General features: G+C 74.1%; 25 protein-coding genes. 9 read left to right on the forward strand and 16 right to left on the reverse strand.

Annotated elements, in window-relative coordinates; translation table 11 throughout:
* Positions 1-21 precede the first annotated feature (21 nt).
* Positions 22-567 (reverse strand): DoxX family protein, encoded by a 546-nt coding sequence (locus ABZ570_RS04015; protein ID WP_358056530.1) that lies wholly within the window; start codon positions 565-567, stop codon positions 22-24.
* A 146-nt stretch (positions 568-713) separates the two neighbouring features.
* Here ABZ570_RS04015 and ABZ570_RS04020 point away from each other — a divergent pair, with 146 nt between their 5' ends.
* On the forward strand, positions 714-1,256 hold the full coding sequence (locus tag ABZ570_RS04020) for an N-acetyltransferase (RefSeq protein ID WP_358056532.1): 543 nt from the start codon (positions 714-716) through the stop codon (positions 1,254-1,256).
* A 17-nt stretch (positions 1,257-1,273) separates the two neighbouring features.
* Here the strand turns inward: ABZ570_RS04020 and ABZ570_RS04025 are convergent, their stop codons facing one another.
* Together ABZ570_RS04025 and ABZ570_RS04030 are read right to left on the reverse strand one after the other, a co-directional pair.
* Positions 1,274-2,509, reverse strand: a complete 1,236-nt coding sequence (locus ABZ570_RS04025) for an ATP-binding protein (protein ID WP_358056534.1) — start codon at positions 2,507-2,509, stop codon at positions 1,274-1,276.
* Positions 2,510-2,702: 193 nt separating this feature from the next.
* Positions 2,703-3,542, reverse strand: a complete 840-nt coding sequence (locus ABZ570_RS04030) for a flagellar basal body protein FliL (RefSeq protein WP_358056536.1) — start codon at positions 3,540-3,542, stop codon at positions 2,703-2,705.
* Between the two features lie 86 nt (positions 3,543-3,628).
* Between ABZ570_RS04030 and ABZ570_RS04035 the strand changes: the two genes are divergently transcribed.
* Entirely contained in the window at positions 3,629-4,624 is a 996-nt protein-coding gene (locus ABZ570_RS04035) for an EamA family transporter (RefSeq protein ID WP_358056538.1), read from the forward strand.
* 11 nt (positions 4,625-4,635) lie between these two features.
* Positions 4,636-5,277, forward strand: a complete 642-nt coding sequence (locus ABZ570_RS04040) for an A24 family peptidase (RefSeq protein ID WP_358056540.1) — start codon at positions 4,636-4,638, stop codon at positions 5,275-5,277.
* A gap of 234 nt (positions 5,278-5,511) precedes the next feature.
* Here ABZ570_RS04040 and ABZ570_RS04045 read toward each other — a convergent pair whose 3' ends face one another.
* From ABZ570_RS04045 to ABZ570_RS04065, 5 genes are all read right to left on the reverse strand, one after another.
* Positions 5,512-8,700, reverse strand: a complete 3,189-nt coding sequence (locus ABZ570_RS04045; RefSeq protein WP_358056542.1) for a UvrD-helicase domain-containing protein — start codon at positions 8,698-8,700, stop codon at positions 5,512-5,514.
* A gap of 94 nt (positions 8,701-8,794) precedes the next feature.
* Complete coding sequence (locus ABZ570_RS04050) at positions 8,795-10,144, reverse strand: metallophosphoesterase (RefSeq protein WP_358056544.1); 1,350 nt, start codon at positions 10,142-10,144, stop codon at positions 8,795-8,797.
* Positions 10,145-10,157: 13 nt separating this feature from the next.
* Complete coding sequence (locus ABZ570_RS04055; protein ID WP_358056546.1) at positions 10,158-10,403, reverse strand: MoaD/ThiS family protein; 246 nt, start codon at positions 10,401-10,403, stop codon at positions 10,158-10,160.
* Positions 10,404-10,406: 3 nt separating this feature from the next.
* The gene (gene moaA, locus ABZ570_RS04060) at positions 10,407-11,420 is read right to left on the reverse strand and encodes a GTP 3',8-cyclase MoaA (RefSeq protein ID WP_358056548.1); all 1,014 of its coding nucleotides are present in this window, start codon (positions 11,418-11,420) and stop codon (positions 10,407-10,409) included.
* Entirely contained in the window at positions 11,417-12,331 is a 915-nt protein-coding gene (locus ABZ570_RS04065) for a fructosamine kinase family protein (RefSeq protein ID WP_358056550.1), read from the reverse strand. Before ABZ570_RS04065 ends, moaA begins: the two co-directional genes overlap by 4 nt.
* A gap of 163 nt (positions 12,332-12,494) precedes the next feature.
* Here ABZ570_RS04065 and ABZ570_RS04070 point away from each other — a divergent pair, with 163 nt between their 5' ends.
* Complete coding sequence (locus ABZ570_RS04070; RefSeq protein ID WP_358056552.1) at positions 12,495-13,538, forward strand: DUF4192 domain-containing protein; 1,044 nt, start codon at positions 12,495-12,497, stop codon at positions 13,536-13,538.
* Positions 13,539-13,890: 352 nt separating this feature from the next.
* Here the strand turns inward: ABZ570_RS04070 and fdhD are convergent, their stop codons facing one another.
* A complete protein-coding gene (gene fdhD / locus ABZ570_RS04075; RefSeq protein ID WP_358056554.1) occupies positions 13,891-14,745 on the reverse strand; it encodes a formate dehydrogenase accessory sulfurtransferase FdhD in 855 nt (284 codons plus the stop codon).
* A 216-nt stretch (positions 14,746-14,961) separates the two neighbouring features.
* Between fdhD and ABZ570_RS04080 the strand changes: the two genes are divergently transcribed.
* The 3 genes from ABZ570_RS04080 to ABZ570_RS04090 all read left to right on the forward strand — a co-directional run bounded on the left by ABZ570_RS04080 (position 14,962) and on the right by ABZ570_RS04090 (position 17,008).
* Positions 14,962-15,561: an NTP transferase domain-containing protein gene (locus tag ABZ570_RS04080; RefSeq protein WP_358056556.1), complete on the forward strand. Its 600-nt coding sequence runs from the start codon at positions 14,962-14,964 to the stop codon at positions 15,559-15,561.
* A complete protein-coding gene (locus tag ABZ570_RS04085) occupies positions 15,558-15,815 on the forward strand; it encodes a DUF6457 domain-containing protein (RefSeq protein WP_358056558.1) in 258 nt (85 codons plus the stop codon). The genes ABZ570_RS04080 and ABZ570_RS04085 overlap by 4 nt, the downstream gene beginning before the upstream one ends.
* A gap of 89 nt (positions 15,816-15,904) precedes the next feature.
* Positions 15,905-17,008, forward strand: a complete 1,104-nt coding sequence (locus ABZ570_RS04090) for a hypothetical protein (protein ID WP_358056560.1) — start codon at positions 15,905-15,907, stop codon at positions 17,006-17,008.
* 80 nt (positions 17,009-17,088) lie between these two features.
* Here the strand turns inward: ABZ570_RS04090 and ABZ570_RS04095 are convergent, their stop codons facing one another.
* The 3 genes from ABZ570_RS04095 to ABZ570_RS04105 all read right to left on the reverse strand — a co-directional run bounded on the left by ABZ570_RS04095 (position 17,089) and on the right by ABZ570_RS04105 (position 20,586).
* Positions 17,089-18,045 (reverse strand): zinc-binding dehydrogenase, encoded by a 957-nt coding sequence (locus tag ABZ570_RS04095; protein WP_358056562.1) that lies wholly within the window; start codon positions 18,043-18,045, stop codon positions 17,089-17,091.
* 153 nt (positions 18,046-18,198) lie between these two features.
* The gene (locus ABZ570_RS04100; RefSeq protein ID WP_358056564.1) at positions 18,199-20,073 is read right to left on the reverse strand and encodes a beta-propeller domain-containing protein; all 1,875 of its coding nucleotides are present in this window, start codon (positions 20,071-20,073) and stop codon (positions 18,199-18,201) included.
* 54 nt (positions 20,074-20,127) lie between these two features.
* A complete protein-coding gene (locus tag ABZ570_RS04105) occupies positions 20,128-20,586 on the reverse strand; it encodes an Lrp/AsnC family transcriptional regulator (RefSeq protein WP_091126566.1) in 459 nt (152 codons plus the stop codon).
* Between the two features lie 59 nt (positions 20,587-20,645).
* On the opposite strand from ABZ570_RS04105, the gene ddaH reads away from it, so the two are divergent.
* Positions 20,646-21,479: a dimethylargininase gene (ddaH, locus tag ABZ570_RS04110; RefSeq protein WP_358056567.1), complete on the forward strand. Its 834-nt coding sequence runs from the start codon at positions 20,646-20,648 to the stop codon at positions 21,477-21,479.
* A 76-nt stretch (positions 21,480-21,555) separates the two neighbouring features.
* Here the strand turns inward: ddaH and ABZ570_RS04115 are convergent, their stop codons facing one another.
* Positions 21,556-22,776 carry an ABC transporter substrate-binding protein gene (locus ABZ570_RS04115; protein WP_358056569.1) on the reverse strand — a complete coding sequence of 407 codons (1,221 nt, stop codon included), beginning with the start codon at positions 22,774-22,776 and terminating at the stop codon, positions 21,556-21,558.
* A gap of 48 nt (positions 22,777-22,824) precedes the next feature.
* Complete coding sequence (locus tag ABZ570_RS04120; RefSeq protein ID WP_358056571.1) at positions 22,825-23,652, reverse strand: alpha/beta hydrolase; 828 nt, start codon at positions 23,650-23,652, stop codon at positions 22,825-22,827.
* Positions 23,653-23,735: 83 nt separating this feature from the next.
* Here ABZ570_RS04120 and ABZ570_RS04125 point away from each other — a divergent pair, with 83 nt between their 5' ends.
* Positions 23,736-24,326: a bacterial proteasome activator family protein gene (locus tag ABZ570_RS04125; protein WP_358056667.1), complete on the forward strand. Its 591-nt coding sequence runs from the start codon at positions 23,736-23,738 to the stop codon at positions 24,324-24,326.
* Positions 24,327-24,353: 27 nt separating this feature from the next.
* Here ABZ570_RS04125 and ABZ570_RS04130 read toward each other — a convergent pair whose 3' ends face one another.
* Entirely contained in the window at positions 24,354-25,166 is an 813-nt protein-coding gene (locus tag ABZ570_RS04130) for an HAD family hydrolase (RefSeq protein WP_358056573.1), read from the reverse strand.
* On the reverse strand, positions 25,166-25,987 hold the full coding sequence (locus ABZ570_RS04135; protein ID WP_358056575.1) for an HAD family hydrolase: 822 nt from the start codon (positions 25,985-25,987) through the stop codon (positions 25,166-25,168). The genes ABZ570_RS04130 and ABZ570_RS04135 overlap by 1 nt, the downstream gene beginning before the upstream one ends.
* Between the last annotated feature and the right edge of the window lie 128 nt (positions 25,988-26,115).

Here is a 26,115-nt window from a genome sequence, read left to right on the forward strand (position 1 = left end):
TGGTGGCCGTATTGCCGGGGCTCAGCCGGGAATTCGGTGGCCGGTGGCCGCCGAGCGTACCGCGATCTTCGCCTCCCGGCGGGCGGTTCGGATCGCCCGTTGCACCGAGCGTCGCGAGTGGCCGATCCGGTGGCCCGCGCGCCAGCGCAGGCCGGGCTTCCCGCCGGTGTCGGCGGCGGCGAGCAGCAGGCCGCCGAACAGCCCCAGGTTCTTCAGGAAGTGGATCTGATTGTTGCTCCGCGTCGCCGGGTCGTCGGTGTTCCAGAAGGGGTGCCCGGCGATCGTGGTCGGCACCAGGGTGCCGGCGAGGAGGAGCGCGGCGGGTCGGGCGAACCGCCCGGTGGCCAGCATCAGCCCGCCCACGACCTGGGTGGCCCCGTTGGCTCGGATCAGCGTCTCGGTGTCGGTCGGGATGCGGGGATGCAGGTTCTGGATCAGTGGGGCGGCCCGGTCGGTGACCGGCTTCGCGGCGGGGACCAGCCGGCCGGGGTTCGTGAAGTTGCGGGCGCCGCTGACCACGAAGATGCCGCTCAACATGACGCGGGCGAGGGAACGCACGGGCTTCATGAATCAGTCATACCCCGTCGCGGCGGCCGCCACCCCCGCAACACTCAAAAGGGATCGGCCGACGTGGACGTCCGGCGAGGCCGGCCGGCGTGCCGATTTCAGCGACCGTCGCGGATGGACCGCCTACGCGCGGTAAGGTCGCGCGGGTGACGACGCTGCGACTGCGACCCGAGGATCCGGCGGACGAGGAACCGGTCGCCCGGGTGCTGGCCGGCGCCTTCGCCCGCCCCGACGTGGCCGCGCCGCCCGAGGTGCGTCTGGTCGACGAGCTCCGGCACAGCGACGCCTGGATCCCCGAGCTGGCGATGGTCGCCGAGTACGGCGGCGAGGTGGTCGGCTACGCGTTGCTGAGCCGGGTCCGGGTGCGCGCCGACGACGCCGCGTTCCCGGCGCTGGCGCTCGGCCCGGTCGCGGTCGCGCCGCACCGGCAGCGGATCGGACACGGTACGGCGGTGGTCCAGGCGGCCCTGGACGCTGCCACCGAGCTGGATGAGGGGCTGGTGGTGGTGCTCGGTGCGCCGACGTTCTACCGGCGCTTCGGGTTCACCCGGGCGGACCGGATGGGGTTGACCAGCCCGTGGTCCGGGTTGGGGGAGCCGTGGCAGGCGTTGGTGCTGCCGCCGTCCGGCACCGGCGAGGACCCACCGCCGGGCGAGGTGGTCTTCCCGTCGCCCTGGTCGAAGGTCTGACTCTCCGCGCCCGGCGCTCAGGACGGCTGGGTACGCAGGTACCGGCCGAAGTGCGGGACGGTGAAGGCGACCGTCCCCCGCTCGCCGGAGTAGATCAGCCCCTTCTTGATCAGCGCGTCCCGGGCCGGGGAGAGGCTGGCCGGTTTCCGGCCCAGCGCGCGGGCGATCTCCGCCGTGGGCACCGCCGCGTCCATGTCGTCCCGGCCGCTCTCCTCCCCCTCGACCAGCGAGAGGGAGGCCATGACCCGCATGTACTCGCGTTCGGCCGGCGTGGCCCGTTCGAACCGCGAGCCGAAGAAGCCGACGGCCAGTTCGGCCTCCGCCTCGGGCGCGGCGACCCGTACGTCGCCGGCGGTGATCGGCGAGCGTGGCGCGTGGTCCCAGGTGGCCTTGCCGTACGCCTGGACGAAGTAGGGGTAGCCGCCGGACTTCTCGTAGAGCAGGTCGAGGGCCTTCTGCTCGTACTCGACGTCCTCCCGCTCGGCCGGCGCGCAGAGCGCCTGGTCGGCGGCGAGCCGGTCGAGCCGGTCGATGCGCTGGTAGCGGAAGAGCCGCTCGGAGTAGGACTTGGCGGCGCTCAGCACGGCCGGCAGGTGCGGCAGGCCGGCACCGACGACGATCAGCGGCGCACCGAGCTGGGACAGCTCGTGGCAGGCGGCGCAGAGCGCCGAGACATCCTCCGCGCCGAGGTCCTGCATCTCGTCGATGAAGATCGCGACGCCGGTGCCCACGTCGGTGGCGACCGCCGCGGCGTCGGTGAGCAGCTCGACCAGGTCGATCTCGATGTCCCCGGAGTCGGCCCGGCCACTGGCGGCCGGCACGTCGATGCCCGGCTGCCAGCGGTCACGCAGCTTGGGCGCCGCCCCGCCGCGACCGCTGGGGGCGGCCCGCTGGGCGAACGCCTTGAGTACGCCGAGGAAGCCGTCGATCCGGTCCGGGGCGCGGTGCCGGGGCGCCAGCTCGCGGACCGCCATGTGCAGCGCGGCGGCGATCGGCCGGCGCAACGACTGGTCGGGCCGGGCCTCGATCTTGCCGGTGCCCCAGAGGTGGTTGATCGCCTCCGAGCGGAGGGTGTTCAGCAGGACCGTCTTGCCGACCCCGCGCAGGCCGGTGAGCATCAGGCTGCGTTCCGGGCGGCCCCGGGCGATGCGCTCCAGCACCACGTCGAAGACGTCCAGCTCACGCCCGCGCCCGGCGAGTTCGGGCGGACGCTGGCCGGCGCCGGGGGCGTACGGGTTGCGGACCGGATCCACGAATCGCACAGTATCGGGCGTTCTAGCTGCCAGGCTAGACATTCGTAGATGCCGCTACCGGCGTGTCGCGGTGCTCGACGGCACCGGCAGCGGCCCAGAACCGTCGAGATAAAACTAGGGCTGTCTAGCATCGATGCTAGACAACCCTAGTTTTGGTTATCGGCAGCTGGCGGGGCGGCTGGCGGCGCCCCGGTCAGTGCCGCTTGAGGCAGAGCACGAAGTCGAGGGTGTCCAGCTGGCTGTCGAAGAAGTACCAGTCGGTGTAGCCGTCGACCTTGGCGCACTTCGCCTCGGCGTCCTTCCTGCCGCTGGTCTCGCCGTCGATCCGACGCAGCACCTGGTACGTCTTGGCGCCGCACTCGGTGATCACCAGCTTCGGCTTCTCGGCCCCGCCCTCGTTGCGTAGGCACTGGCCCGCCTTCACAAAGCGCGGATCGGTCGAGGACGCCGGGGCCGGAGCGGTGGTGACCGGGTCGGCCGGCTCGCTCGCCTGCCCGGTGGGGTCGGTGGCCGGTGAGGCGGGGGCGCCGGTCCCGCTCGCCGCGGTCGACCTGTCCCGGCCGAGGTACCAGAACGCCCCGGCGCCGCCGAGCGCGAGCACCAGCAGCACGGCCAGCACGGTGACCAGCGGGCCCTTGCCGCGCTTCGGCGGCGCCGGCTCCGCGTACGACGTCGGCTCGCCGTACGGCGCCGGCTCCGGGTACGGCGGCTGCCCGCCGTACGACGTCGGCTCGCCGTACGGCGGCTGCCCGCCGTATCCGGGCTCCGCCGCCGGGTACCCCTGGTAGGTCGCGGGGCCGGTCGGCTGCCCGCCGTCCCAGGAAGAGCTCGGCTCGTACCGCTGGGTCGGCGGCTCGTACCGTCGGGCCGGTGGCTCGTAAGGCGACTCGTACGGCGGCTCGCCCCAGCGGCCCGGCTGGGCCGCGTAGCCGGGGTCGTAGCGCGGGTCGGCCGGCGGAGAGTACTCGTCCTCCGGTCGCCGCCCGCCCCACGGCTCCGGCGATCCGCCGCCCGGTGGTCCGAAATTGGCCATCAACGCCCTCCTGGGTAAGCCGTTGCTGAGAGGCCGGCCACCAACGGGGGACGCCGACGCCGTGGTCACCGTAGCGTGGTCCACCGATGAGCTCACGCCCCCCGAGTGCGACGCCGGCCGTCGCACACGCCCCCGCTGCCGTGCGTCCCGCCCTGGTCTGGACCGCGCTGGTCCTGGTCTATGTCCTCTGGGGCTCGACCTACCTGGGTATCCGGGTGGCGGTCGAGTCGCTGCCGCCGCTCACCTCCGCGGCGGCGCGGTTCGCCGCGGCGGCCGGTGTGCTCGCCCTGGTGCTGCGGTTCCGGCGGGGACCGGGGGCGCTCCGCGTCGACCGGCGGCAGCTCGGCTCCGCCGCCCTGGTCGGCCTGCTGCTGCTCGCCGGCGGCAACGGTCTCGTGGTGCTCGCCGAGTCCGGCCCGGCCGGCGTGGCGGTGCCCTCCGGCATCGCGGCGCTGCTGGTCGCCACCGTACCGCTGCTCGTCGTGCTGCTGCGTACGCTCGGCGGCGACCGTCCCCGACCGTGGACCTTCGCCGGGGTGGCCGTCGGCTTCGTCGGCCTCGTCCTGCTCGTACTCCCCGGCGGCGGGCCGGGCAGCGTGCCGCTGGCCGGCGCGCTCACCGTGGTCGTCGGCGCCACCTGCTGGTCGGTCGGCTCCTTCCTCTCCGGGCGGATCCGGATGCCGGCCGACCCGTTCGTGGCCACGGTCTACGAGATGGTCGCCGGCGCGCTGGCGCTCACCGTGGTCGCCGCCGTCCGGGGCGAGCTGACCGGCTTCTCCCCCGGCGAGGTGACCGGCCGCTCCTGGGCGGCGCTGGCGTACCTGATGGTCGCCGGTTCGCTGATTGCCTTCACCGCGTACGTCTGGCTGCTGCACCACGCCCCGATCTCCCTGGTCGCCACGTACGCGTACGTGAACCCGGCGGTCGCGGTGGCGCTCGGCGCGTTGCTCGCCGCCGAGCCGGTCACCAACCAGGTGCTGCTCGGCGGGGCGGTGATCGTCGCCGGGGTGGCGGTGGTGGTGAGCACCGAGCGTCCCCGCCGACGGGTCGACGGGGCAGCCCCGCAGCCGGTCCGCCGGTAACATCCCGGCGCGTGTCCGCCGGGCTGGTGACGGGTGTCGCGCTCCTCGGCGCGCTGGCCGGCTGCGTCACTCCGGTGGCCGCCCGTCGCTTCACGGGCCGCTCGGACGGGTCGCCCGGGCGCGTCCTCGTGCGAAGCTGGGCGCTGGCGCCGATCGGCGCGGCGCTGTTCGGCGGCCTCGCCGCCACTCGGGGCGCCGATCCGGCACTGCCAGCGTTCCTGCTGATGGCGGCCGCCGGGCTGGTGCTCGCGGTGGTGGATCTGGCCTGTCTCCGGCTGCCCGATCCGCTGGTCGGCGCGGCCGCACTGTTCGGCGGCCTCGGGCTGGTCGGCGCGGCGCTGGCGGCCGATGCCCCGGGCCGCCTGCTGATGGCGCTGGCCGGGGCGGGTGTCTCCCTCGCCGGCCACGTGCTGCTGGCGCTGTTGCCCGGCTCGCGGCTGGGCTTCGGCGACGTCAAGCTCGCCAGCGCGCTCGGCCTGCCGCTCGGCTGGCTCGGCTGGCCCGTGCTGTGGCTCGGGCTGATCCTGCCCCACGTGCTCAACGGCGTCGTGGTGCTCGGTCTGCTGGCCGCCCGGCGGGTCCGCCGGGACACGGCCCTGCCGTTCGGCCCGGCGCTTCTCGCCGGCACCTGGCTTGCGGTGCTGCTCGCCTGACCGCCGTTCCTCGGCGACCCGCCACGATCGTTGGCCGCCCCGCCCCGCCCCGCCCCGCGCCCGCCCCGCCCGCCCGGCCGAGGCAAGGCGGGCGAGCGATATGCCTCAGGGACATTAAAATGCCTCTCAGGCATATCGCTCGCCACGCATCGTCCGCCTCGCCGTCCCCGTCAGGCCCGCACGACAGGTGCCGGCTCGGCGAGTCGCCTTTCTCGGCCGTCGCGGGGCCGCGGGTCAGATCAGGCGGAGTTGGCGGTCCTTGGGGCGGCGGGGTTCGGTTTCGCCGAGACGTTCGAACAGGCCGGGGTCGATGACGTCGAGGAACGGGGACGGACGGCACTCGCGTTCCGCGCCGTGCCGGCTGCGCCGGGCGGCGTGGCTGACGTACAGCCGGTCCTGGGCGCGGGTGAGGCCGACGAAGAAGAGCCGCCGCTCCTCGGCGACCGCGTCGTCGTCCGGCTCCGATCCCGGCCAGCGCAGCGGCAGCAGGCCGTCCTCCGCACCGACCAGGAAGACCACCGGGAACTCCAGCCCCTTGGCCGCGTGCAGGGTGAGCAGGGTGACCGCCTCGGCCCGCGGGTCCAGGGCATCCACCTCCGCGCCGGTCGCGAGCTGGGAGAGGAAGAGCCCGAGGTCGTCGCCGCACCGCCGGGCCAGCGGCGTGAGCAGGTCCACCGCCGTACGCACGTCCTCGGGGCGGACCGAGCCGGCACCGTCGAGCGTCGGCACGGCGAAGCGGTCCGCCAGGAGCTGACCGGCCAGCCGGACCCGGGCGGGCAACGAGCCGTCGAGCCCCGCGTGCCGCAGCTCGCGGGCGATCGCCAGCACCCCCGGCCGGTCGCGGAGCCGGTCGTGCGAGCGCTTCTGCACCGGAATGTTGGCCCGGGCCAGGGCGTCCAGGATCGCCGAAGCCTGGGAGTCGGTGCGGTAGAGCACCGCGATGTCGGAGAACGACAGCGAGGTGGACCGGCCGTCGATCCGGCCCGAGTCGAGCGAACGGTGGGACAGGCCCCCGACCAGTTCGTCGATGGTGCGTACCACGAAGTCGGCCTCGTCGGCGACGGAGGCCGCGGCGTACCGACCGACCAGCGGAGCCTCCGGGTCGAGCCGGGCCGGATCGAGCCGGCGTCCGCGGACCAGCGACGACGGCGCGATGGCCTGCACCGCGGCGGCCAGGATCGGTGCCGAGGAACGGTAGTTACGGTTCAGCCGGACCAGCCGGGCGTCGGTGAAGTCCCGGGAGAAGCGCAGGAAGTAGCCGACGTCGGCGCCCCGGAACGAGTAGATCGCCTGGTCGGGGTCGCCGATCGCGCAGAGGTTGCCGTCGGCTGGGCTGAGCAAGCGCAGCAGCTCGTACTGGACGGCGTCCACGTCCTGGTACTCGTCGACAAAGATCCACTTCCAGCGGTCCCGGTATTCGCGGACCAGCTTCTTGTCCGCCTTCAGCAGCGCGACCGGCAGGGTGAGCAGCTCGTCCAGGTCGACCAGGTCCCGCTTGCGCAACAGCGCGGTGTACCGGTCGTCGTCGTCACCGGCCTCCGTGCGGGCGGCGGCCCGATCGGCGTCGTCGGCGATCCGGAAGCCCGTCGGCAGCCCGGCGGCCTCGGCGTTCTCCCGCAGGATGGTCAGGCCGAGCGAGTGGAACGTGCCGACCGTGACGTCCTCGGCCACCGGCCCGAGCAGCCCGTCCAGGCGGTGGCGCAGCTCCTCGGCCGCCCGGCGGGTGAAGGTGATCGCCAGGCACTGCTCCGGGAAGACGTTCAGCTCCGCGCAGAGGTACGCGATCCGGTGGGTCAGCGTACGGGTCTTCCCGGTGCCGGGGCCGGCCACGATGAGCAGCGGGCCGCCCGGCGCGGAGGCGGCCACCCGCTGCATCGCGTCGAGCCGGTCCAGCAGGCCGGTGCCGACCTCCTCCATGCCGGCGAGCATCGGCTCGAACGGCTCGTGCGGCGACGGCGCCGGCGCGATCGGTGGCGGAGGCGGCGGGGCCAGCTTCCGCTTCGGCTCCGCCTTGGCCGCCGCCGGGCGGGTGGCCTTCGGCTTCGGTGCCGGCTCCGCGGGCTTCCGCGGCGCCGGCACGGGTACGTCGAAGAGCGTCTCCTGCCCGCCGGACGCGCCGCCACCGAGCTCGGCCGGGTCGAACAGGGTGATCACCCCGTACTCGCCGTCGTAGCCGGGGATCCGGCGCACCTCGCCGCGGCGCAGCCGGCCGATGCCCTCGGCGAGCAGCTCGCCGCCGACCCGGCCGATCTCGTCCAGCGGGGTGGTGGTCAGGAGCTCCAGCTCCGGGCCGAGCGCCGCGATCAGCTCGTTGAGCTTGCCCTCGACCTTCTTCGAGCGGGCGCCCACCTTGTTGATCTCGCCGAGGATCTCGGCCAGCGGCACCAGGTGGGTCACCTCGCGGGCGTGCGCGGGCCGGTGTCCCTCGGGCCGGTCGGCCAGCTCCTCGACCCGGCTCAGTACGCCGACCGTCAGCGGCTTGCCACACTCCGGGCACCGCCCACCGGCCGCCCGGGTCCGCTCCGGCGACCAGTTGACGCCGCAGAGCCGGTGCCCGTCCGCGTGGTACTTGCCCTCCTCCGGGAAGAACTCGATGGTGCCGGCCAGCCCGTCCCCGGTCCGCAGCGCCTCGCGGACGGCGAAGTAGTCGCGCGCTGCGGTGAAGACGGTGGCCTCGCGGCCCAGCGCCGGCGGCGAGTGCGCGTCCGAGTTGGACACCAACTGGTAGCGGTCCAGGCTGCCGACCCGCCAGTTCATCTCCGGGTCGGAGGAGAGGCCGGTCTCCACGGCGAAGACGTGCTCGGCCAGGTCGGCGTAGCAGTCGGCGATCGCGTCGAAGCCGGACTTCGAACCGAGCGCGGAGAACCAGGGCGTCCAGATGTGCGCCGGGACCAGGTAGCCGTCCGGGCTGGCCTCCAGCGTGATCTCCAGCAGGTCCCGGGAGTCCAGCCCGAGGATCGGCCGGCCGTCCGAACCGAGGTTGCCGATCCGCCCCAGCGCCGCGTTGAACCGGGCCACCGCGTCCAGGTCCGGCAGGTAGATCAGATGGTGCACCTTCCGGGTCCGATCGTCCCGTTTGTAGATCGTGGAGATCTCGACGCTGAGCATGAACCGGACCGGGTCCGCCTCCGCCTCGCTGGCCAGCCGGGGCGGCAGCTGGCGGGCGATCTCCCGCTCCACCTCGGGGCTGAGCCGGAACAGGCCGGGCTCGGCCGGGTGCAGCGTCTCCCGCAGGTGGTCGTACCAGGCGGGGTGGGTGAAGTCGCCGGTGCCGAGTACGCCGAGACCCTTGCGTCGGGCCCAGCGGGCCAGGTTCGGCAGGGTCAGATCGCGGCTGCACGCGCGCGAGTACTTCGAGTGGATGTGCAGATCCGCGACGAACGGCGAAGGGCCACCGGGGGGTGCGGCGCTGAACGGAGGCACGCCGCATCCTGCCACGAGCCGGGCAGCGGCCGCCCGCCGCCACGCGTACTGGTGACCTGAGCAATCCGGTGCTGGACTGCGCGACCCGGCCGCGCTATTGGGCACGCAGCTCGACCAGGGTCACCTGCGGCGGTGCGCCGACCCGGACCGGCGGGCCCCAGAAACCGGCGCCGTTGGTGACGTAGACCTTGGTGCCGTCGATTTCGCCCAGGCCGGAGACCACCGGCTGCTGGAGCTCCACCAGCCGGTTGAACGGCACCATCTGGCCGCCGTGAGTGTGCCCCGAGAGCTGGAGGTCCACGCCGAACTTGGCGGCCTCGTGCGCGGCCACCGGCTGGTGGGCCAGCAGCACCACCGGACGGCTCGGGTCCCGGTCGCCGAGGGCAGCGGCGTAGTCGGCGGGGGCGGCCAGCCCGGTGCCGGCCGCGCTCACGTCGTTGACCCCGGCCAGGTCCAGGACGCCACCCCGGGCGTGGATCTCCTGGCGCTCGTTCTGCAGCACCCGCAGGCCGAGCCGGTCCACCTCGCGGACCCACTCCTCGACCCCCGAGTAGTACTCGTGGTTGCCGGTGACGAAGAAGCTGCCGTACCGGGATCGCAGGTCGCGCAGCGGTTCCGCCGCCGCGCCCAGCTCGGCCACCGAGCCGTCGACCAGGTCGCCGACCACCGCCACCAGGTCGGCGTCCAGCCGATTGATCATCGCCACGATCCGCTCGGTGTGCGAACGACCGCGCAGCGGCCCGAGGTGGATGTCGGAGACGGTGGCGATCCGCAGCCCGTCCATGCTCCGGGGGAGCTTGGCCAGCGGGATTCGCACCCGGTCCAGCTGGGGCGGACCCATTGCGGTGCGGACGCCGTACCCGGTGATGCCGGCGGCGGTGAGCCCGGCGAAGATCGCTGCGCCCCGGGCGAGCAGCAGCCGGCGGGACGGGTCGTGGTCGGGCTGCCCGACCGCCGCGGCGGCCGGCGGGCCGGCGTCGGCTGGCGGCAGCCCGGTACCCGCCGCCGGCGGAGCTGCGGCGGCCGGCGGCTCGGCGGTGCCGGCCGGATCGCCCGCCGCGACGAGGGCCGGTTCCGGCGCGGGGCTGGCCGCGTCGCCGGCCGCGACGAGGGCCGGTTCCGGCGCGGGGCTGGCCGGCTGGACGACCCGCGAGCGCCGGCGCAGCACCAGCTTCGCCACCGCCATCGGCACTTCCAGCGCCAGCAGCACGACCAGCAGGTAGAACATCAGCGCGATCCAGACGAACCCCGGCCAGGCCAGGATGTCCACGCCGGCGCGGCTCGTGCCCATGGTCGCCGGCACCAGCAGCCCCAGGAGCAGGACGACGATGCCGCCGATCCTCCGCCGGCGCCCCGGGACGGTGGTGTCCAGGATCAGGCGTTTCCACAGGTAGAGGTGGACCAGGACGAGGGTGAGCAGGACGAAGCCGATGAATATCACCAACGTTGGGCCTCCCTCAGCCGCCCGCGAAGGGCGGGAGCACGTCAATCGTCACCCCGGCCGGCAGCGGTGCCCGGCGATCGTGGCAGGCCACCCCGTCGACCAGGAAACTGGCCGCCTTCAGCACAACGCTCAGCCGTTCGCCGTGCCGCGCGGCCAACTCGTCGATCAGCTCGTCGAGTGACCGGCCGGCGGGCGCGGTCTCCTCGGCGTGGCCGGCGGCGGCGCGCGCCCCGGCGAAGTAGCGGACGGTGAGCTGCACCGGTCAGCCTCCAATCGCCGACATCGGGCGGGCCGGTTGCAGGAACGCCGGGTCGTCGATGCCATGGCCGGCCCGCTTGCCCCACATCGCGGTACGCCAGCGCCGCGCCAGTTCGGCGTCGTCCGCCCCGGCGCGCAGCGCGCCGCGCAGGTCGGACTCCTCGGTGGCGAAGAGGCACGCGCGGACCTGGCCGTCGGCGGTGAGCCGGGTCCGGTCGCAGTCGCCGCAGAACGGCCGGGTCACACTGCCGATCACCCCGACCCGGGCCGGGCCGCCGTCCACCAGCCAGGTCTCGGCCGGCGCCGCGCCCCGCTCGGCCGGGTCCGCGCTCAGGTCGAACTCGGCGTGCAGCGCGGCGAGGATCTCCTCGGCCGTGACCATCGTCGTGCGGTCCCAGCCGTGCTGCGCGTCCAGCGGCATCTGCTCGATGAAGCGCAGCTCGTAGCCGTGCGCCAGGGCGAACCGGAGCAGCGCGGGGGCCTCGTCGTCGTTGACCCCGCGCATCAGCACCGCGTTGACCTTGACCGGGGTCAGCCCGGCGGCCGCCGCGCCGGCCAGCCCGGCGAGCACGTCGTCGAGCCGGTCCCGGCGGGTCAGCTCGGTGAACCGGGCCCGGTCCAGGGTGTCCAGCGAGACGTTCACCCGGTCCAGGCCGGCGGTGCGCAGGGCGGGCCCGAGGCGGGCCAGCCCGATGCCGTTGGTGGTCAGTGAGATCCGGGGCCGGGGCTCCAGCTCGGCCACCGCCGACACGATGCCGACGAGGCCGGGTCGGATGAGCGGCTCCCCGCCGGTGAAGCGGACCTCGGCGACGCCGAGCCGGTGCACCGCGATGCGGATCAGCCGGACGATCTCGTCGTCCGTGAGCAGTTGCGACCCCGCCAGCCAGGGCAGCCCCTCCGCCGGCATGCAGTACGTGCAGCGCAGGTTGCACTTGTCGGTCAGCGAGACCCGCAGGTCCCGGGCGACGCGGCCGTACCGGTCGATGAGGAACCCGTCGGTCGTCGGGGCGGCGGTCACCCGTCGACCGTAGCGCGTCCGGCGCCCCTCAGCGCGGCCCGGGCGGTGGAGCCCACCGCCCCGTGGTACGCCGCGCCGAACAGGGCGGTGTGCACCAGCAGCAGATGAAGCTGGTGCAGCGGAACCCGTTCCCGCCAACCGTCGGCCAGCGGCCACACCTCCTGATAGGCGGCGAGGACCCGGTCCAGGTGCGGCGCGCCGCCGAAGAGCGCGAGCTGGGCCAGGTCCGTCTCGCGGTGGCCGCCGTGCGCGGCCGGGTCGACCAGCCACACCCGGTCGTCCGCCCCCCAGAGCAGGTTGCCCGGCCAGAGGTCGCCGTGGATCCGGGCCGGCGGCTCGTCGCCGCCGAGCTCCCCGATCCGGTCGATCAGCTCCTCGACCAGGCCGGCCTCCGCGTCCGCGAGCGCGCCGTTGTCGACCGACATCCGCAGGTACGGCACCAGCCGGCGGCGGGCGAACCACTCCGGCCACGGGCCTGGGTCCGGCGTGTTGTCCTGCGGCAACGAGCCGATGAAGCCGGTCCATTCGGCACCGAACGCTGGTGCCCCGGCCCGGTGCAACCCGGCCAGCTCGCGCCCGAACCGCTCGGCCGCGTCCGGCGTCGGCTCGCCGGGGTCGACCCAGTCGAGCGCCAGCAGCTCCGGCAGCGCCACCACCACCTCCGGCACGGCCACCGCGCCCGCCTCGCGCAGCCAGCGCAGCCCGGCCGCCTCGGCGGCGAAGAAGCCCTCGGGAACCGGACGGCCCGCCCGTTCGGGCCAGGTCTTGGCGAAGACCGAGTGCCCGTCGTCGAGCGTGAGCCGGGACGCGGCGCAGATGTCGCCGCCGGAGACCGGGGTCTCCCGGATCCGCTGGTGGGTCAGGAACGTCGGCAGGTGCTCCGGGTGCGCCCGCAGGTACGCCAGGTCCATGAGCGCAAGGTAGCCGGTCCGGGCGTACGCTGCGGGTCACGCGCCGAACCGGCCCACTGCCGTACGGCGCTCACCTGCACCAATACTCTCCGTATCTGTGGACAAACCGCGTGTCGTCCACAGGGCCTGTCGGGCCGGCGGTCCGCCGCCGCACGCTGCCGGCATGACTCCGACCGACCGCCCACGGCTCGCCGTCCGTTCCCCCGGTGACCTCGTCGCCGCCGTGCCGTACCTGCTCGGTTTCCACCCCACCGACAGCGTGGTCGTGGTGGCGCTGCGCGGGCGCCGGGTCGTCTTCGCCGCCCGGGGCGACCTGCCCGAGCCGGGTACCGACCCACGGCCCGCCGCCCAGCATCTCGCGCAGGTCGTCGCCCGGCAGGGCACCGAGTCGGCCACCGTCATCGGCTACGGCCCGGCCGCCCGGGTGACAGGGGCGGTCGACGCGATCGGCGAGGCGCTGGACGCGTCCGGGCTCCTCGTCCTCGACGCGCTGCGGGTGACCGACGGGCGCTGGTGGTCCTACCTCTGCACCGAGCCGGAGTGCTGCCCACCCGACGGCACCCCGTACGACCCGGCCAGCAGCGAGGTCAGCGCGGCGGCCGTCTTCGCCGGCCAGGTCGCCCTGCCCGACCGGGCCGCGCTGACCGCGCAGGTGTCCCCGTTCGACGGGCCGGCCCGGGTCGCCATGCGCCGAGCCACCACCCGGGCCCGCCGGCGGATGATGGACCTGATCGAGGAATCGGCGGAGACGGTCCTGGTCGGCGGCCGGACGGTGCAGTCCGCCGGCGTGGCGGCGGTGCGCGACGCGTTCCGCCGGCAGCGGCGTGGCGAGCGGCTGAGCGACGACCAGGTGGCCTGGCTGACCGTGCTGCTCACCCAACTCCCGGTACGCGACCACGCCTGGGAACGGACCGACGGGCGGGACGCCGACATCAGCCTCTGGACGGACGTGCTGCGCCGGGCCGAGCCGGAGTTGATCGCCGCGCCGGGCAGCCTGCTCGCCTTCGCGGCCTTTCGCGCTGGGCAGGGTGCCCTGGCTGCGGTGGCCCTGGAACGGGTCCTCGCCGCCCACCCCGACTACTCGCTCGCGCTGCTCCTGGACGACATGCTCCGCCGCGGGCTGCCCCCGTCCGAGCTGGACGGCTGGCCCGCGGTCGGCTCCGGCGAGGTCGTCCGGCGCAGACGGAGCCGTCGTGGCACCCGTTGATCCCCCGCCGCCCCGGTTGCCCCGCCGATCCAGCCGGCGAGCCGAACCGTGATCGTGGCAGCGCAGCTGCTCGACACGCCGAGGAACCCCCAGCCTGTCTGTCAACGATCGTGGCCCAGGTGCCCGTATTGATCGTGGCCACTGCGCGCTATCGGGTGCGAGCCCAGACCAAAGAGCGCTCGGTCAGGTTCCCCGGGAGCGCGTGTCCGTTGAGCTGGGAGAGCTACGCGCCGGCCTCGGTCATGAGGGTGCTCAGGTAGACCAGCAGGGCGGTGCGATCGTTGCGGTACTCCACCAGTAGGGCCAGCCGAGCGGGTTGGCAGGGCCAGCCAGCGCCATCTTGCCTCGTGACCTACTCGCTGATCCGCTGCGCGCCCGCGTAGACGTTCATCGTCTGGCCGCGCAGGAAGCCGACCAGGGTCATGCCGGCCTCCTCGGCCAGTTCGACGGCGAGGGTGCTGGGCGCGGAGACCGCCGCCAGCAGCGGCACTCCGGCCATCCACGCCTTCTGGGTCAGCTCGAAGCTGGCCCGGCCGGAGACCAGCAGCACGTGCCCGGCGAGCGGCAGCGGGCGCTCCCGTACCGCCCAGCCGATCACCTTGTCCACCGCGTTGTGCCGGCCCACGTCCTCGCGCAGCACCACCAGCTCACCGTCGGCGGTGAAGAGGCCGGCCGCGTGCAGGCCGCCGGTCCGGTCGAAGGCGCGCTGCGCCGCGCGCAGCCGGTCCGGCAGGGCGGCGAGCAGCTGCGCGGCCACGGTGAGCGCGTCGTCCCGCACGGGGAATCGCGACCGGGTGCGTACGGCGTCGATGCTCGCCTTGCCGCACACCCCGCAGGAGCTGGTCGTGTAGAAGTTGCGGGCCGGGTCGGTGGTGGGCTCGGGTACGCCCGGGGCCAGCACCACGTCGACCACGTTGTACGTGTTCGGCGTCTCGGCGCCGGCGCAGAGCTGTGCGGTGTGCACGTCGTCGGCCGACCGGATCAGCCCCTCGGTGAGCAGGAACCCGATCGCCAGGTCGAGGTCGTCGCCGGGCGTACGCATGGTCACCGCCAGCGGCTTCCGCCGGCCCGGGCCGCCCGGGCCGACCCGGATCTCCAGCGGCTCCTCCACCGCCAGGGTGTCCTGCCGGCGTACCCGGGTGCGCCCGCTGGCCGCCGCATCGAGGTCGATCCGGAGCACACCGCGCCGGTCAGTCGCCCGTCCCATCCCGCCATCCTGCCCCGCCAGGCCAGCCACCCGCACGCCGACGCCGCTGCCGCCGGCACCTGCCGGCCGGCGCGCTGCCGCATGATCCACTCAGGTTGCGGCATGTCGCGGCATCCCGCGCGCCCAATGCCGCAACCTGCCGCAGATTGCGCCGGCCTGAGCGACCCCGGCAGCGGGTGCCGGACGGAGGCCGGCGTACGCGGTTACCGTGGCCCGGTGACGGCGTACGCGGCGATCGTGCTCTCGGGTGGCGCGGCCCGGCGGATGGGCGGGGTGGACAAGCCGGCCCGGCCGGTCGGCGGCCGGCCGATGCTGCACCGGGTGCTGGCCGCGGTCGCCGACGCCGCGCCGCGGATCGTGGTCGGCCCGGCCGGCCCGCTTCCCGAGGGCGTACGCCTGACCCGCGAGCAGCCCCCCGGCGGTGGACCGGTGGCCGCCGCAGCGGCCGGGCTGGCCCTGCTCGACCCCGGTACGCCCACCGTTGCCCTGCTCGCCGCGGACCTGCCGCTGCTCACCCCGGCGGCGCTGGCCGACCTGCGGCGCGCGCTCGAGGGATCGGCGGCCGGCGTCGCCTGTTACGTCGACGGTGACGGCCGCCGACAGCAGCTCTGCGGGGTGTGGCGGGCCGGCGCGCTGCGCGCCGCGGTCGACCGGCTGGCCGCCGACCGGGGCGGCACGGTCGACGGGGCCTCGGTACGCGGGCTGCTGGCCGGCGCGGTGGTCCGGGAGGTTTCCTGGTCCGGCTCCGGGCCACCGCCCTGGTTCGACTGCGACACTGACGAGGACGTACGCCGGGTCGAGGAGTGGACGCGATGACGGTGATGGACGACTGGGTCACGGCGGCCTGCGCCGAGCTGGGGCTCGACCCGGGCGAGGTGTCGGTGCCGGTCGTGCTCGATCTGGCGAAGGACGTGGCTCACCAGGTGCTGCGCCCGGGTGCGCCGGTCACCGCGTACCTGTTGGGGGTGGCCGTGGGGCGGGGGGCCGACCCGGCCGCGGCGGCCGCGCGGCTCAGCGAGCTGGCCGGCTCCTGGCCGGTCGAGCTGGACGGGACCGCGCCGACCGAGTAGCCGTTTCGGGCCGGTGTCCGATCCCGGTCCCGGCGTGATTCGGCCTCCACCGCCCGTGGGTAGGGTGGCGGTGACGGACGGAGGCGATCATGACGGCAGACCACCCCTCGGCGCCGGCCGACGAGCCCGCCGGCGCGGCGTCGGAGCAGTACGAGTCGATCCTGCTGGACGAGCCGACCACGGCCGATCTCCGGGCCAAGGTGACCGAGGCCTGGCGGGAGTTCGCGCGGGCGCTGGCCGACCGGCTGCGCGGCCTGCCCGCTGGCACGCACCTGGAGTTGACCCTCGACCCCACCGCCTCCGGCACCGGGGACGCTGTCTACTCGATCAGTGTGGCGGTCGGCGAGGAGGGCCGGCTGTCGGCACGGGCGGTCGGCAACGCCACGCTGCCGCAGGGCTACCGGCTGGACCGGGCCGCGGTGGCCGACATGATCGCGCTCGGCTGGTCCCCGCCCGGGGTGGTGGAGGGCTCCGGCGACCAGTTCGGCCTGGACTGCGCGGCCGAGGAGAACGCCCGGTTGGCGGCCGTGCTGTCCCGGACCCTGCGGGACGTCTACGGGGCCCCGCACCCCGCCTTCCTGGTGTACCTCGTGCACGACGCCGAGGGGGAGCCGCTGCCGGTGGAGCCGCTGGGCACCGCCCGCAGCGAGTTCGGCCCGGACCAGGACACGGCGACCGACCTCGACGAGGCGCTGGCCGTCGCGGCGACCGGCCGGACCGGCGACGACGACGTGCTCGCGCTGGAGGACCGGGTGCGTACGGTCGTCTCCACCATGCTGCGGTCCAAGTCCGACCAGTTGCAGGTCGACTCGGACGGGGACATCAACATCCGGGCCGGCTCGGCGATGGTCTTCGTCCGGGTACGCGACAATCCGCCCCTGGTCGACGTCTTCTCCCCGGTGCTCACCGAGGTCGAGCCGACCGAACGCCTCTACGTCAAGCTCTCCGAGCTGACCAACCGGATGCCGATCGGCCGCCTCTACTGCGCGGACGACACGGTCTGGGCCTCGATCCCGGTGTTCGGCCGCAACTTCCAGCCGACCCACCTGATGCTCGCCGTGCAGGTGATGACCGGCCTGGCCGACGAGCTGGACGACCGGCTGCACGGCGAGTTCGGGGGCAAGCGCTTCTTCGGCGAGGGCGACAAGCCGTCCCGTGCCCAGGCGGAACACCGCACCGGCATGTACCTCTGATCCGCCGCCAGCCTCCGGACGGGAGGTGGCCATTCTTTCCCTGCAGTTGCGCGGATCTTGGCCATGCGGGGGAGAGGGGCTCAGGCGACGTCGAGGAGGGTCTTGCCGACGGTGGCGCGGGCTTCGATGGCGGCGTGTGCGTCGGCGGCCCGTTCCAGCGGGAAGCGCTGCCCGATCAGCGGGTGCAGCCGCCCGGCCGCCGCCTCGGCGAGCGCCCGCTCGGTGAACGCCCGCAGTTCGGCGGGCCCGGCGGACGGCCGGAGCAGGGTCACGCCACGCGCCGCCGCGAGGTCGGCGGGTAGGTCCGCCCAGGCGCCGCTGGCCAGCCCGAAGCTGAGCATTCGCCCGCCCGGGTCGAGCAGGTCGAACGCGTCGCGGGCGAGCAGACCACCCACCCCGTCGAAGATCACGTCGATCCCGCCGGTGGCCGCCCGTACCCGGTCGGTCCAGTCCGGCTGCCGGTAGTCGACCGCGGGGTCGACGCCACGCTCGCGGAGCAGGGCGACCTTCCGGGCACCCCCGGCGGCAGCCACCACCCGCGCTCCGGCGGCCGTGGCGAGCTGCGTGAGCAGGCTGCCGACGCCACCCGCCGCCGCCTCGACCAGCACCCGCTCCCCTCCCCGCAGCCGGGCCGCGTGCACCAGCATGAGGGCCGTACGACCGTCGGCGAGCAGCGCCACCGCCTGGTCCAGCGGCAGCCCGTCCGGCACCTCGAACGGCGCGTCCCGGTCGACCACCACGCGCTCGGCGTACCCGCCGGAGCCGCCGGTGCTGGTCACCACCCGCCGCCCCACCAGCGCCGGATCGACGTCCGGACCGATCTGGCTGATCACGCCGCCGACCCCGTTGCCGGGAATCAGCGGCAGCGAACCGGTGAACGGCCCGAAGCCGGTCGACCGGAACATGGTCTCCACGAAGGTCAGGTTCGCGTGCACCACCTTGATCAGCACCTGGCCCGGCCCCGGGACCGGATCAGGCGCGGGCCCCGGCACCAACGCCTCCGGCCCGCCGAACTCCCGTAACCACACCGCGCGCATCCGTCCCCCTCCCGACGATCGGCCTACAGCCAACAACCTCAACCCGAATTGAGGTCAACCGTGCCGGGCACCGGGCATGGGGCACCGGGTGCCCGGTGGCGTCCGGTGGCGGGTCGGGCCGGTGGAGCCCCACCCGCCGGGGGGAGGGCGGTGTCAGGTCAGGGGCAGCCAGCCGAGGCTGCGGGCGGTGGCCGGATCGGTGACCCGCAGCCCCTCCTCGGACACGGTCCAGAGTTCCCCGCCGATGAGTAGCGAGCGGCGAGCCTGGCCGCTGCCGTGACCGACCGTGCCCACCTCGGTGATGTCCCGCTCGGTGACGTTGAGCAGCCGGATCGAGCCGGTGCCCAGCGGCAGCGCGACCAGCCCGGTCGCCGGCTCGAACAGGAAGGCGTGCGGGTCGTACTCGACCGTCGACATGGCCTCCGGCACGTGGTAGCGGGCCAGGCGGGTGGGGTGACCCGGGTCGTGGACGTCGAAGAGGGAGACCTGCAGGCCCTGTGTCCGGCCCCGGGTGTCGGCCTCCTGCCCGACCCCGAGCAGCCGGTCTCCCGGCACCGGGTGCAGGTAGGCCGACCAGCCGGTGATCTTCAGCTCGCCGGTCACCCGGGGGGCGGCCGGGTCGGTCAGGTCCAGCGCGTACAGCGGGTCGGTCTGCCGGAAGGTGACCACGTAGCCGGTGTCGCCGAGGAAACGGACCGCGTAGATCCGTTCGCCCCGGCCCAGACCGTCGACCACCCCCGTCCGGGCCAGCCGGTCGGCCCGGCGGGTCAGCACGTGGACGGCAGACTCGCTGGTGCCACCTCCGGCGGCGGTCCGGGTGGTGGCCACCCGCAGGTGCCCCTGCCACTCCGACAGCGCGTACTGGTTGACAGGCGCGCCGGGGACGCTGCCGGCGGCGACGTACCGGGGCCGCCCGGGGCCGCCGGTGTCGAACTGGTAGATCGTCGTCCGGACGGCCTCCGGCCGCCACGGCCGGTCCCAGCGGCGCGGCTCCGGCCAGGTGACGCCGGCCAGGTAGAGGCTGCCCGGCGTGCCGTACACGAGGTCGGCGTCGGAGGCGACGCTGACCGCATCCCCGTCGCCGAGTCGACCCGCGGCGAGATCGAAGCTGAGCACGGTCACCAGCGAGGTGCCGGCGGCGTCCGCCGGCCGGCTGAGCCGGTCGCAGCCGACCCGCCCGGTGTGCCGCATGCCGCCGGCGGTCCACTCGTACCGGGGCAGCCAGGCGTCCAGGCCGGCCTTCGCGATCACCGCGCGATTGGCCGCGGTCCGCTCGGCGTCGGTGCTCCGCTCGTCGTACGGGAAGGAGAATCGCGGCTCCGAGCGGACCACCACCCGGGCGGTCGAGCCGGTCAGCCGGGCGTCGAGCAGGCTGCCCTCGATCCGGTACGTCCCCGCGATCCTCGGCGGCCCGGCCAGGTCGATCAGGAGCAGCCGGGGCCGGGTGTCGTCGGCGGCCCGCCCCGGGAACGGGCCCGCCATCGGCGCGGGCGACCGGACCAGCACCAGCGCCCGGTCGCCGTGCAGCAGCATGTCGTTCTCCGGCCACCACCGGTCCCGGTCCGCCCCGGCGAGGTCGAGCCGGCCGATCTCCCGCCGGGTCGCCGGATCCACCACCCGCAGCACCCCGCCGGTGACCGTGACGATCCGCCGCCCGTCCGTCTTCACCAGGTCCGGCTCGTCGGCACCCGGCTCGTGGTTGTTGGTGGTGGAGTACCCCGGTGCCGACGGCGCGGTCGCGGTGACGGCCTCCCGCCTGGCGTCGCCCTGCGCCGGTACGACGCCACCGAATTCCCCGGCGCGCCGCCAGCCTGGCTCGAAGCCCCACGGGCCGACGGCGGCGCTGCTGGCCGCCCGCAGCCCGGCCAGCGCCTCGGCGCACGAGTCGTACGCGATCAGCCGGAGCGCGGCGGGTGGCGGCGGGGCGGGTGCGCTCGGCGTGAAGCCGGTCTGGGTGACGGCGCTGCCGGGCAACAGGGCCAGCGCGAGCAGGCCGGCTGCCCCGACGGTGACCTTTACCGGTCTCATGTCCGTTTCGACGCCGACCCGCCCGGACCGGTTCCCCGCGGTCCGGGGCCGGGTTCAGGAGCCGGACGGGCCGACGCCGGGCGACTCGACCAGCCGGGAGAGGACGATGGTGCTGCGGGACGAGGTGACGAAGGACTCGGCCCGCAGCCGCTCCAGTGCCTCCTCCAGGTGGGCGATGTCGGCGGCCCGCAGGTGCACCAGCGCGTCCGCCTCACCGGAGACGGTGTACGCGCCGACCACCTCGGGGTGCCGTCGCGCGGCGGCCCCGATCTGGGCCGGGGTGGTGCGGCCGGCGCAGAAGAGTTCGACGAACGCCTCCGTGGTCCAGCCGACGGCGGCCGGGTCGACGACCGCGGTGAAGCCCCGGATGACCCCCGCGGATCGGAGCCGGTCGACGCGTCGCTTGACCGCGGGGGCGGAGAGTGACACCCGCGCGCCGATGTCCGCGTACGAGGCTCTGGCATCGGCCACGAGCAACGCAATGATTCGCTGGTCGACTGCGTCTATCTGCAACGTTCCGCCTCTGGGAAGCAATGGTTGTGGCTGTTACCAAAGTTGTACCCTACCTACTCTTGGTGACCGTGAACCAGCAGCGAGTCCCGCGAAAGCGGACATATCTCATGTGCTCGCCCGAGCACTTCGCGGTCGAGTACGCGATCAACCCGTGGATGGACGTGACCGCGCCGGTCGACGCCACCCTGGCGGTCAAGCAGTGGGACCGCCTGCGGGAGACGCTCGTCGGCCTCGGCCACGAGGTGCACCTGCTCACGCCCGAGCGCGGGCTGCCGGACATGGTCTTCGCGGCCAACGGCGCCTTCGTGGTGGACGGCACGGTCTACGGCGCCCAGTTCAAGCACGAGCAGCGGACCGCGGAGGCCGGCGCGCACCGGGCCTTCTACGAGGCGAACGGCTGGCGGTTCATCGCGCCGAGCGAGACCAACGAGGGCGAGGGCGACTTCGCGTACCTGCCGGACGCGCACGGCGGGCTGATCCTCGCCGGCCACGGTTTCCGCACCGAGTTGGCGGCACACGCCGAGGCGCAGGAGGCGCTCGGCCGGCCGGTGGTCTCGCTGCGCCTGGTCGACCCGCGCTTCTACCACCTGGACGTGGCGCTCGCCTCGATCGACGACGAGAACGTCGTCTACTACCCGGGCGCCTTCTCGGCGGCCAGCCAGAAGGTCCTCGCCCAGCTCTTCCCCGACGCGGTGCTCGCCGACGACGAGGACGCCCTGGCCTTCGGCCTGAACCTGGTCAGTGACGGGCTGAACGTCGTACTGAACAGCGAGGCGACCCGGCTGGCGGGCAAGCTCAAGGCCGCCGGGTACACCCCGGTCCCGGTCGAGCTGGCCGAGCTGAAGAAGGGCGGCGGCAGCGTGAAGTGCTGCATCGCCGAGCTGCGCCACTGACGTACGCCGGACGCCGAGCACTCAGACGGGCGGCCTCCCCCGCGAGGGAGGCCGCCCGTTCGGCGTACGAGGGGCGTCAGCCGAGCGTCGCCAGCTCGCTGACCACGACGTTCGACAGCATCCGGCCGTCGAGCTGGACCCGGCGCAGATACCACTTCTGCTGCGGGGTACGCGGCTGGTTGAACTGCCAGGCCCCGCGCGGGCTGTCGATCTGGCCGATCTTGCCGAGCGCCAGGTTGACCTGCTGCGGCGTCGGGTCCGCCCCGACCAGCCGAATCGCCTTGTCCAGCACCTGCGCGGCGTCGTACGAGGCCATCGCGTAGGTGGTCGGGGTGGTGTGGTGGGTCTTCCGGTACGCCGTGGCGAACACCCGGTTGGCGGAGTTGTTGAGGTCGGCCGAGTAGTTCAGGGCGGTCTCGATGCGGTAGCGCTCGATCTGCCTCCGCAGGTCGCCCCCCTCGCCGTCGTCGAGCTGGCCCAGCACGGCGCCCTCGGTGAGGAACCCGGGCGCGTAGATCGGGCCCTGGTAGCCCTCGTCGTAGAGCTGTTTGATGAAGCTCACCGCGGCCGTGCCGGTGTAGTGGCAGAAGACCGCGTCCGGCTTATCCCGCTTGCCCAGCACCTTCCGGATCGCGGTGGCGTACACGCCCTTGCCGGGGTTGGGCAGGTCGGGGGTGTAGACCGGCGTGCCGATCTTGCGGAGGCCCCGCACGTAGCCGCGCCGGAAGCCCTCGATGACGTCCTGGCTGCTCCTGCTCTGCGCCGCGAAGACCGCGATCACGCTGGACTCGTCCAGTGTCTTCCGCAGGTAGTGGCCGAGCGCCTCGCCCGGTTCGCTGAGCACGTACGACGTGCGCCAGATGTAGACGACGCTCTGCAGGCTGATCGGGGAGGCGTTGGAGCCGATCAGCGGCACCCGCGCCTGCTCGACGGCGTCCCGGATGCCGAACATGACGGTGGAGCTGACCACGCCGGTGAGCGCGAGCACGCCCTCCTTGAGCAGGCGGGCGACAGCGGCCTGGCCGCTCTTCGCGTCCTCACCCTCCTCCGCCGTCACCAGGGTGACCGGGTGCCCGCCGAGTTGCTGCTCGTTGAGGCTGAGGAAGAGCTGGAAACCGTTGGCGATCTCGTCCCCGATGGCCTTGTTCGGGCCGCCCCCCGGCACGATGAGGCCGATCTTGATCGGGCTCCCGGGTTTGCTGGTGCCGTTGGAGTCGGAGCCGCAACCCGCCGCCAGCCCGGTGGTACCCAGTGCGGCCAGCAGCTGAAGTGCCCGCCTGCGGTTCATCTGCGACACCGATTTCCTTTCAGAAAGGGCGGTCAGGGCGCACGCCCCTCCGGCGTTCTACCTGCTTGGCGACGCTGCGTCAATGGCCGGAAGATCATCGTGTAGGGACCGCAATGCATCGACCACCCGGGGCCAGGCGGCCGAGTCGGGGGCAATGAGGCCAAAGTGCTCACATTCGGGCAGCTCAACCAGCGTGGCAGGGGTGCCGGCGGCCTGGGCGGCGGCCACCCAGGAGCGGCTCATGGTGACCGGAACCTGACGGTCGAGGACCCCATGCACGACGACGGTGCGTATCTGCATCGACACTGACACCGATGGATCAGCGACCGCGTACCGATCGGGGACGTCGGCCGGTCCGCCGCCGAGCAGCGCTGCCACCGCGCCCCCGTCCAGGTCCAGCCGGTACGCCTCGGCGAGGTCCGCCACCGGCGCCAGCGCGAGCACACCACCGACCGTGGCCGGGGCGTGCGCGGCCGTGTGCAGCGCCAGGTGCCCACCCGCCGAGTGCCCGACCAGGATCGGTGGGGCGGGCGCGACCAGGCCGGGCAGCGCGGCGACGGCCAGCCCGGGCAGCGCGGCGACCCCGGCCAGCACGTCGGTGAGGGTGTTCGGCCAGCCCCCGTCGGGCCGGCCGGTACGCCGGTATTCGAGCTGGGCGACCGGGTGACCGAGCGCCGCCAGCGCGGCGGCCATCGGGCCGGTGTGGGTGCGGTCGTACTCGGCCCGCCAGAAGCCGCCGTGCACCACGATCACCAGCCGCCGGGCCGGCCCGCCGCTGGCCGGTCGACGCAGATCGGCAAGCTGCTCCGGGTGGTCGCCGTAGGCGACCGTGGCGTCCGGCGGCGGGGCCGGTCGGGTCAGTACGGCGCGCGGGTCTGCGGACATGACGGCGACGGTAGCGTGCTCCGACGGCCTTGCTCGGCCCGGTGGGGATCCCGGCGGGCGCGGCCGGCCCCGGCTGGGTAAAGATGGGTGCCATGACCGAAGCGCGTTCCGCCGGACAGTACGACGAACAGGACAACGACGGCATCCCCGGCACGGTGGTGGTGGTCGGGCCGGACGGTCGGCCGGTCGGCACGGTGCAGACCGAGGAGGGGCAGGGCGAGGACCCGACCCGCCTGGTGGAGCAGCCGGCCAAGGTGATGCGGATCGGCAGCATGATCAAACAGCTGCTCGAGGAGGTCAAGGCAGCCCCGCTCGACGACGCCAGCCGGCACCGGATGCGGGAGATCCACGAGCGGTCGATCGTCGAGCTCAAGGAGGGCCTCGCCCCCGAGCTGCGGGAGGAGCTCGAGCGGATCTCGCTGCCCTTCACCGAGGACAAGGCACCCAGCGAGAGCGAGCTGCGGATCGCCCACGCCCAGCTGGTCGGCTGGCTGGAGGGGCTGTTCCACGGCATCCAGGCCGCCCTGGTCGCCCAGCAGATGGCCGCCCGGGTGCAGCTGGAGCAGATGCGTTCCGGCCGGGCCGCGCTGCCCAGCGGCCCCGGCGGGATGACCCCCGGCATGCCCGGCACGCCGCCGACCAACGAGGGACACGCCCCCGGCCAGTACCTCTGATCGCCCGGGGGGGCCCACCCCCGGGCGTCAGCCCACCCCGAAGACCTGCTCCAGGTACGCCGCCACGCCGTCCTCGGTGTTCGACCCGGTCAGCTCGTCGGCGATCTCCCGCACGGCCGGGTGCGCGTTGGCGACCGCCACCGCCCGCCCGGCCCAGGTCAGCATCGGCACGTCGTTCGGCATGTCACCGAACGCCAGCACCTCCCGCTCGTCGATGCCGTGCCGGGCGGCGTACCAGGCCAGGCCCGCCGCCTTGGTCACGCCCGCGGCGGAGATCTCCACCAGCCCGCTGTACGAGGAGTGGGTCGCCTCGGCCAGCCCCTCCAGCGCACCGGCCACCACCCGCACGAACGCGTCCGGATCCTGCTCGCCGGCCCGGGCCAGCAGCTTCACCGCCGGCGCGGCCAGCAGTTCCTCCGGCGACTCGACGGCCCGGATCGCGTCGGTGTCGGCGTCCCAGCGCAGCGGGTAGTGCGCCTCGTGCCGCATCTGCCGGCTGTCCACGATCTCCACCGCGAAGCTCACGCCGGGCACCTGCGCCCGCAGCCGCCGGGCCACCTCGGCGAGCAGTTCGGGGGCGAGCGGGTCGGCCCGGAGCACCTCGTCGGTGACCGGGTCGTACACCACGGCCCCGTTGGCGCAGATCGCCGGCAGCGGCTCGGCGAGCTGGTCGTACACGAGTTGGAGCCAGCGGATGGGACGGCCGGTGACCAGCACGACCGGCGTCCCCGCCGCGGAGATCCGGGCCAGCACCCCGGCGGTGCGCGGGCTGATGGTCGCGTCGTCCCGGAGCAGCGTGCCGTCGATGTCGGTCGCGACCAGCCGCGGTGTCTCTCCCATCACCCGGAGAGTAGTCGGTCCAGATAGACCGCGACTCCGTCGTCGTCGTTGCGCAGGGTGATCTCGTCGGCCGCCGCGCGGACCGTTGGGTGGGCGTTGGCGACCGCCACCCGCCCCCAGCCGGCCCAGCCGAACATCGGCAGGTCGTTCGGCTGGTCACCGAAGACCAGCACCTCCGCCGGGTCGACGCCGAGGCGCTCGGCCACCACGCTGAGCCCGGTGGCCTTGTCCACCCCGGGCGGGCAGATCTCGATGAAGCCCTGGCCCGCCTGGGTGAGCGTGGCCAGCTGCGGCGGGACGATCCGCCGGGCCACCGCCAGCAGTTCGTCCACGTGATGGCCGGTGGTCCGGGCGAACGCCTTGATCACGTCGCAGGAGAGGCACTCCGCGCGGCTGCGCGCCTCGAACCGGTCCGGATACGGCCAGCTCGCGTGGTAGTCGCCCCAGAGCGGTGCGTCGTGCTCGTCGGACGCCTCCACCATCACGGTCAGCGGGCCGACCTCGGCCTCCAGGTCGGCGAGCAGCCGGGCGAGCACCTCCCCGGGGAGCCGCTCGTCACGCAGCACCAGCGGCCCCTCCGGGTCGCTCTGGTCGACCACCCGCCCCCCACCGGCCAGCACCAGGAAGTCGGCGGCGCGGATGTCGTTGCGGGTCAGTTCGGTCAGGCGCGGTCCGCGGCCGGTCGCGCCGACCACCGGGATCCCCGCGGCCCGCACCCGGTCCAGCACCTCATGGGTGAAGGCCGAGACGGTCTCGTCGCTGCGGACGAGCGTGCCGTCGAGGTCGGTGGCGATCAGCTTGGGCAGCCCCGGGCGGGTCATGGTTCCTCCTTCGCCCGCCGCCGTCGCGTCAGCCGTCCAGGTCGTCGGTGCCTCGGCCCACGACTGGCGGGCAGCAACCGTATCTCGCGGAACGGGTCGCAACCATGGCTTTTCGGCGAATCGGACAC

Origin of the sequence: Micromonospora sp. NPDC007271, from assembly GCF_040634005.1 — a bacterium.
Taxonomy (GTDB): domain Bacteria; phylum Actinomycetota; class Actinomycetes; order Mycobacteriales; family Micromonosporaceae; genus Micromonospora.